The organism is Haloferula chungangensis (assembly GCF_042664875.1).
In the GTDB taxonomy this organism is placed as follows: Bacteria; Verrucomicrobiota; Verrucomicrobiia; order Verrucomicrobiales; family Akkermansiaceae; genus Haloferula; species Haloferula chungangensis.
In genome coordinates, this window is sequence record NZ_JBHTBS010000019.1 from 41,187 (window position 1) to 48,203 (window position 7,017).

The window sequence follows — 7,017 nt, forward strand, 5'->3', positions numbered from 1 at the left end:
AAAAACGGGGGACAGGTTTCCACAAGGGGATTCCCGGCTATTGGGACATGGCTCAAAGCCCCAGCTTCGACGCAGCTGAACTTTCCCATCCATCGCGCCGACGGATGTAGCGCATCGCGGTACGGTCGGACTTCCAGCCGCCCTGTCCCTTGATTGCCTGGATCGACGCGCCGTTTTCGGCGGCAACCGAGGCGAAGCCGGAACGCAGCGAGTGCGGTGAGAAATCGTCCCAATCTTCGAGGCCGACCGCGCGCATTCGGCTCTTGATGGTGTTGAAAACCGCCTTGTCGCTCAGGCCAGTCGAGCCGACCGAACCATCCTTGAAAACCCGCCGGAAGACCGGTCCGGACTCGATCCCGGAAATTTCCAGCCAGCCCTTGAGCGTGGCCACCGGATCGGTGGCCGGCACTTGTCCGGCGGTGATGTATTTGACCAGGCCGCGGCCTTCCTGATCGGTCTTAGACCAGCGGACGTTGATCTCCACGCCCTGCTTTCGCCATTCCAGATCTTCGACCGCGATGCGGACGAGCTCGGAACGTCGGAAAGCCCCGGCAAAGCCAATCAAGAGCATCGCGCGGTCGCGCAGTCCCAGGGTGGTGTTATTGTCGTCGCGACATTCATCGACCAGGGCGCGGGTCAGCTCGGTGGAAAGCTCGCGGGCCTGCTTCTGCTTGGTCTCGCGGTAGCGACGTCGGAGTAGCCTCAGGCACTCAACTACTACGGGTGTCGTACGTGGGTTGTCGGGCCCGAGGAAACCGGCCTTGCGGTGCGCCCATGAGACGGCGGCCGCGCGGCGTTCGACCGTTGCCATCGAGTAGCCTTCGGCGTGTTCGGTGAGAAATTGAACGAGGGCAAGCGATGAACAGGGGAGCACCGGCTGGCCGTGGTGCTGGCACCACTCGACGAAATGATTAAGATCGGAAAGATAGGCTTTCGCCGAGCCATCGGTCACGTCCTCGTCGAAGAGCGCCGCGACGACTGGCGGCAGCACCGGACGGATGGAGCCATCCGACTTCGCGAGGGAGTCCGACGGGTTCATTCCGACCTGAAAATCCAGTGTTCGATCTCACGCCGCTTGGCATCGCTGATTCCGGCATCGCGCTGGCCTTGATCATGCATCAGTCCATCGGAGGCGATCAGCAAGTCGCAGGCTTCCGCCATTTTGGCGGGCTCGGCGATCGCACGCGCGATCATCGCTTGCTCGTCGCCGGTCCACTCCTTGAGCGGAGTCATCCAGCCATGCTCCTGAGAGTCGCGTACAACGTTGTACATCGAGTGCGCGAGTTCGGCATTCACTCCGGACTCTATGGCGCGGCGTTCGAATTCCTTGTAGGGAGTTTGGGTCGTCATAAATCAGAGGGCAGGGTTGATTCGGCAAGTTCCAGGAGAATGCGCAAACGGTCCGCGGTTTCAGTTGGTAAAGGGTAGTCTTCCGGCAGACCACGGGACGCCAGATCGGAGATGATCCGGTCGCGCCGGTCGAACTCGCCAGATCTTCTTAAAATGGCTTCGAAACGTTCCTCCGATTCGCCGCCGGCCAGTAGTCGCGCCGACACTGCGGCCGCGACCGAACGAGCCACAGCGGTATCCAACCCCGAGCAAAATTCACCGAGCGGAACGAGATGCGAGCAGGTGTAGAGGCTCCAAAGGATGTGGCGGACTTTGCGCGACTGGCCGCCGTCGCTCATCAGTGCGACGGTCAGCACCGGTGCCGCCTCGTCGAGGCGGGCGAGCGCGCTGCGCTTGAGTTCTTCCGCCATGTCCGCGTTCTCAAAGAGGGAATCGAGGACTTCACGGGTTTCTTCATCGACCGGAGGCATGCGGCGGAAGCTACCACAATCCGGACGGTCACGGCAAGCCTATTACTTCCGATAATGTTCCCTTATCGGAAGCTAAAATAGAGCTAAAATGGCGACTCACGCTCACCTTTGGCTGTCGCTGCAAGATCATTTCCAGCATTGCATTGTATCGGTTGGATATAGCCTTTCCTTGAATTTCATGCTCTCCAGACCTACCTTGAAGACAGGAGGTTCAGGATGAAACGTGACGAAAAAGGCATCGAAAGAGCCCGGAAAATGCGAGGTTGGAAGACGCATCGCGGCGGCCATGCCCCGGCACCTGATTTGTTCCAAACCCATAAGGCCGGTGCTTACGACAGCTTCTGTCTCGAGTGGCTTGCCTCCCTTCGGCTTCGCAACCTCTCTCCGGCGACCATCGAGACCTACCGGTGGGCTCTCCTGCGCTACCGAAAGTGGTTACTCGCCCACCACCACGGGTCGTATAAGCGCATCTCTTCTCTCCTCACGGCTGATCACGTAGGTTCCTTCCATCACCATCTTATTGAGGAACAGGCCACCGCTCGCACCCGCGGCTATCTCCTCGCCAACCTCAAACGGCTCAGCCATTGGCTCACCGCCAAAGCAAAACTCCAACGTGATCCACTTCTTAACATCGAGACCCCAAAAGTCCCAAAAGTTCACCTTCCCACCTATCTTCCTCTCAGCACCATCGCGCTCCTCCTTGAGCTACCCGACATCTCCGACCCCCTCGGCATTCGAGACCGCGCCATCCTGGAAGTATTCTACTCCAGCGGACTGCGCCGCAAGGAGCTCTCCTGCCTTGCCCTTCAGGATCTCGATCATCACCAGCGGACAATCCAAGTCCGGTTCGGCAAGGGCGGGATACCACGAGTCGTGCCCGCCGGATCTCGCGCATTCGATTGGATCAGGTCCTACCTGACCAAAACTCGTCCACTACTGACCGACGCCTCCCCTCCCGAAGCTCCCCTCTTCGTCACCGGTTATGGAGATGCCTTCTCGCCAGGGTCAATCGGCCACCTGATCAGAGACTACCTCGACCTCGCCGGCTTTCACCATCCAGGAGCATGCCACTTATTTCGACATTCTTGCGCAACCCATCTCATGGACGGGGGTGCAGGTCTCCGTGCAATCCAACGCATCCTTGGTCACTCCCGTCTCGACACCACCGCGATTTACACTCACGTTAGCAATCAGAAACTCCTTGAGGTCCATGCAAAATGCCATCCACACGGCGATCAGGCCAGCTCATCACCGCAGCCCCCTACATCTTGTGGCTTGGACGACGAAATTGACTGAATCGAGGATGAAGCACCCAGATTAAGAGAACCTAGTCGGGAATCCCTAGCTTCGGTATAACCCCGTGCCTATGTATTACTTGCGGAACATTTCGGAAACTTCCAGGATAACCAAATATGGCTACCGTTACTACGACCCGGTGACGGGCAGGTGGCCATCTAGAGATCCGATTGGAGAGCGCGGTGGGGTGAACCTGTACGGGTTCGTTTATAACAGCCCGACGGGATGGATTGATTTCCTTGGGCGTGAGCCAGCTCCAACTGTCGGAGGTATGCCGACCGGAGGAGGCGGCCCCGGCCCGACGATTCCACTTCCTGGTCAGCCGGGATATATCCCGCCTTCAGACGGATCGCCAAGTTTTGATCCTTCCGGCAAAAAAGACAATTGCTATGGGTATGCTTGCCAAGACACCGAAGACAATTGGGGTCGAGATGGAGCGAGCCCGAACGGGGCTCGTTCTACCGACGGGTGTAAGTCATTAATGGCCGGAATCATAAAGGAGTCTGGTGGGAGCGCCAGAGAGATTGACTGCCCGGACTCTAGCAATGGCATCGATAAATGCCCGTGCAAGAAAGACGAGTACCTCGTGATGTTGTATAATGGCACCGTGGAAACAACAGAATGGGATCCGCCGGCTCCAGACTTCCATTTGTATAGGCAGGACGATGATGGGACGTTCAGTCATCAGCCGGGGTCGGGCGATCCGACGCGCTATGATGACAGCGGGAAACGCATTTTTGATCCAGAAAACGCGGATCGTGGTGGTTACAAGACAAGGTGTGGTTGTCTATGCGTGAAAGAAGGTGGATTCAATGTTCCGCTCTCGCCGTTTTAAGATTACATTATCCTATAGGTAGTAGATGTCGGACTCGCGAAAGATGGTCAATGTAGTCGGTGCCCTTACTTGTGTGTGCGGCGCTGCGGTTGCATTGCTTGTGATCCATAATTGCAATTATAATATGGATGTGGGCTGGCTGAGGTTAACTTCGGGCCGTTCCTCGGCTTCAGAGGGCGCTCCCATATTTTCAAAGGTTGGAACGTCGTCGGGATCTGTGAGAGGATTCAGTGTGTTTGTTTTTGGGAGAAAGACGTATTTCTTGCTGGAATTCTGATGAAGAGAATGAAAGGGGTCCGTGAAATACGGCGTTGGCTACGACAAAGCTAGTAGATGCGGAAGAAGGTGTCATGTGGGAATAGGGTCGGTCCGTGAAATGCGGCGTTAGATACGACAAAGCTAGTATATGCGAATTGCCTCCGAAAAAAGATGCCAGGCAAACAGTGAGATTGACCAACTTTCTGAATTTTGATAAACGATGCGCAACGTAATGAAAACCAACGACGAAGAGGTGATTGATCCGGTCGAAAGAAAAGGGTCAGGAAGAAAAGGGTCAGGAAAAGAATCTTGTAGTCGGTAGGTGAATTACCGCGTTTCTAGTAGAATGCGGCCAGGCTCCGCACCGCTGCAAAAACCCCCACTGGCGTGCTTGCACGCGAGCTGCTGGCCTCGGGGTCCTGTGACGTGCGCGGCGTAATGCGCAGTGCCAACCACCGTCACGGTCCCTGCCGCCATGCGGTCCCCTCCGTGCCGCCCCACACCTCCGCATTACCGCGCAGCAACAAGTCACCTTCGGCAAAAAGGCAGGCAGCCCCGCGCCCGGCCGCAATCCTTGCCTTCGCCTCACGGCTCGGGGAACCCCGCCACACATCCCGCCGGTGAATTCCGGGAGACGGTCACCGCCTGCCCACGGTTGCGTTCCACTCCACCGCCTCCCGGATCACCGCACACCGCCAAACCACCGCCCGCAGGCGGGCCGGGAAAGAAGGCGCATCGGGTGACTCTCCAGGTGAAGCGAGCATCACCGGCTCGCGCCCCCGCCGGGGAGCCGCCGCGTCGAGCGGAACCTGTTCGACGACCGACCGCTATTCCGCTCGACCCACCGGCCCTCCCGACGGCCAAGAGCTCCTATGGGTTTTGCCCATGGCAAAACCCCTCGGATCAACACCACGATTCACGCACCGACCCGCTTTCAAATTAGCTCTATCAGGAGGCTTTTCTGTCAAGATTTGTCGCCTGACCCGAATGGCACTGTTTTAAGCCGGATCTCGGTGGCTTTGGTGTGATCCGTCCGCCGGAGCGAGCCTGTCCTGATTCTACATAATCCTTACGGTGGTAGCGATTGAGAGTGGCAAGCGGATCGGAATTCCTTGATTTCTTGAGGATTCCTGGCCCGACAGGCCGCTTAAAACAGCGCCATTCTCGCCTGACCCCAGTTTCCCAACCAACGCTGAGTAACCGACCTTGTCCTGATCCACTGCGGTAAGGATAGAACTCACAGGCAGGACCAAGACCGCAGAGCGGGCCCTCGAGGAAGCACTCCTCGCCCGATTCGGGACACTGCGAAGCGCGCCACAAGGCATGCTCCTGCGTCAAGACAACGGGCTAATCTTTGGCTCCCGACGATATCGCGCCGTGGTCAGCGATTTCGGGCTCAACCAAGAATACATCACTCCCTACACCCCCCTGGGGTCTAAGGTCGGTCTTTTCATTTTGCATTTCTGGCCTAGGGTCAGTACCGCCTACTAGATTTGTCGTAGCCGTGCTGCCAAATGCAAAATGCAAGGACCGACCCCAGTCATGAGTCGATGACAGCGTGGAAATCAGACCAGAATCCATACAGCCACAAATTGGAAAACCAATACAACCATCTATTTAGTGCGTAACACCATTCACCCCTATTCCGCTTCTTTCATAGAGGGTGATGAAACACCCTCCATGCCCACTTCTGCATACAAGAATTTTCCATCCCGAAATACCATCGAGATCGATGAAATTCTGCAACCATTCTGAAACCGATCCTTGGTCAACACCTCATACATCAGCTCGGTATCAGACCCATCCACATTTTCGAAAGGCTTGGGCCCCATTCGTAATTTGACCTCCTCAGGTGTCAGACCCTGATCGAAGAAATCGCTCAACTCAGCGAGAGTCCAATCATCACCCAGAATCGCACTGCGTTCATGCAGATCCGCCAACTCCCCAGCATTTCCGCGATTTTTCTCAGAGGATTGATCCTGCCCCTCCTGCGAGGATGAATCGCAGGAAACAGCACCAAAGAACAAAGTCGCGACGACAAAGAACCTATTCATTTTAATTTAATATTTTTCTGTCCAATCTGCGGATACACTATCTCTCCCCCAGAAATAATCGAAGGTATATGAAGAGCTTGGCCAGCATCTTTCTCAAATAGTTTATCCTGGCCATTATAGCATCGACCTTCGTATACGCCGAGTTGAAGATAGATTATGTCATTTCTGATTAGATTTCCTGACGACTTATAGGGCGCAAGATAACTATATACGCAGCATGCATCACACCCCTTCCAGTCTTCAGATGACTTTCTCCTTTTGGCCTCTTCTTTACACTGATTATTTAGCGCTTGGATGTTCAGAAGACCCGAAATATCGCTAAGCCAATTTTGAGCCTCTTGTATAGCATCGAACCCGGCAGCAACCCCACTGGCTCTTCGGCTCGCTCTCTGATCAAGCTCGCCAGATGCTGAAGGAGAGTTTCTGTCCATATTTCTGATCACACTTCTGGTTTGGTCGGTCTCACGATTATTCCTTCGCCCTTCCTGATTCGCTGAGTTTCTTTCGCTACGTGTTGCCTCCTTCTGGTCTCTGGACTCATGCCCGAGATCATCAAATCGATCAATTGGTGAATTGAAATTAAAGCAGTATAGATTAGCGCCTCCCCGTTCCTCGATCGGATCCCTTGATGGCCAAAGAGGGATACCCGACGCGGCTTTCCGTGACTCACCGTAGTTTTCCTGATGCGTTTCTAGGGCGGCACGGCGAGTCTCTAAGCTCTCCGAAACACTTTCAGCAAAAAATCCCCAGACGC

The 7,017-nt window shown here is 55.7% G+C and carries 7 protein-coding genes; 2 read left to right on the forward strand and 5 right to left on the reverse strand.

Annotated elements, in window-relative coordinates; all coding sequences use genetic code 11:
* Positions 1-52 precede the first annotated feature (52 nt).
* The 3 genes from ACFQY0_RS20325 to ACFQY0_RS20335 are packed head-to-tail and all read right to left on the reverse strand — an operon-like array spanning position 53 to position 1,820.
* A complete protein-coding gene (locus ACFQY0_RS20325; protein ID WP_379716584.1) occupies positions 53-1,039 on the reverse strand; it encodes a site-specific integrase in 987 nt (328 codons plus the stop codon).
* Positions 1,036-1,350, reverse strand: coding sequence for a hypothetical protein (locus tag ACFQY0_RS20330; protein ID WP_379716587.1), 315 nt, complete (start codon positions 1,348-1,350; stop codon positions 1,036-1,038). The genes ACFQY0_RS20325 and ACFQY0_RS20330 overlap by 4 nt, the downstream gene beginning before the upstream one ends.
* Positions 1,347-1,820: a hypothetical protein gene (locus tag ACFQY0_RS20335; protein WP_379716590.1), complete on the reverse strand. Its 474-nt coding sequence runs from the start codon at positions 1,818-1,820 to the stop codon at positions 1,347-1,349. Before ACFQY0_RS20335 ends, ACFQY0_RS20330 begins: the two co-directional genes overlap by 4 nt.
* Positions 1,821-2,036: 216 nt before the next feature.
* Here ACFQY0_RS20335 and ACFQY0_RS20340 point away from each other — a divergent pair, with 216 nt between their 5' ends.
* Both ACFQY0_RS20340 and ACFQY0_RS20345 read left to right on the forward strand, forming a co-directional pair.
* Positions 2,037-3,116 carry a tyrosine-type recombinase/integrase gene (locus tag ACFQY0_RS20340; protein WP_379716593.1) on the forward strand — a complete coding sequence of 360 codons (1,080 nt, stop codon included), beginning with the start codon at positions 2,037-2,039 and terminating at the stop codon, positions 3,114-3,116.
* Between the two features lie 70 nt (positions 3,117-3,186).
* Complete coding sequence (locus ACFQY0_RS20345; RefSeq protein WP_379716596.1) at positions 3,187-3,951, forward strand: RHS repeat-associated core domain-containing protein; 765 nt, start codon at positions 3,187-3,189, stop codon at positions 3,949-3,951.
* 1,898 nt (positions 3,952-5,849) lie between these two features.
* On the opposite strand, the gene ACFQY0_RS20350 is transcribed toward ACFQY0_RS20345, so the two are convergent.
* Both ACFQY0_RS20350 and ACFQY0_RS20355 read right to left on the reverse strand, forming a co-directional pair.
* Complete coding sequence (locus tag ACFQY0_RS20350; RefSeq protein ID WP_379716599.1) at positions 5,850-6,263, reverse strand: hypothetical protein; 414 nt, start codon at positions 6,261-6,263, stop codon at positions 5,850-5,852.
* The coding region (locus tag ACFQY0_RS20355; RefSeq protein WP_379716602.1) for an RHS repeat-associated core domain-containing protein at positions 6,260-7,017 on the reverse strand (758 nt) is incomplete at its 5' end. The genes ACFQY0_RS20350 and ACFQY0_RS20355, both read right to left, overlap by 4 nt.

Coding starts and splice junctions, on each gene's coding strand:
- ACFQY0_RS20325 (WP_379716584.1), bottom strand. CDS start 1,039: ATGAACCCGTCGGACTCCCTCGCGAAGTCGGATGGCTCCATCCGTCCG.
- ACFQY0_RS20330 (WP_379716587.1), bottom strand. CDS start 1,350: ATGACGACCCAAACTCCCTACAAGGAATTCGAACGCCGCGCCATAGAG.
- ACFQY0_RS20335 (WP_379716590.1), bottom strand. CDS start 1,820: ATGCCTCCGGTCGATGAAGAAACCCGTGAAGTCCTCGATTCCCTCTTT.
- ACFQY0_RS20340 (WP_379716593.1), top strand. CDS start 2,037: ATGAAACGTGACGAAAAAGGCATCGAAAGAGCCCGGAAAATGCGAGGT.
- ACFQY0_RS20345 (WP_379716596.1), top strand. CDS start 3,187: ATGTATTACTTGCGGAACATTTCGGAAACTTCCAGGATAACCAAATAT.
- ACFQY0_RS20350 (WP_379716599.1), bottom strand. CDS start 6,263: ATGAATAGGTTCTTTGTCGTCGCGACTTTGTTCTTTGGTGCTGTTTCC.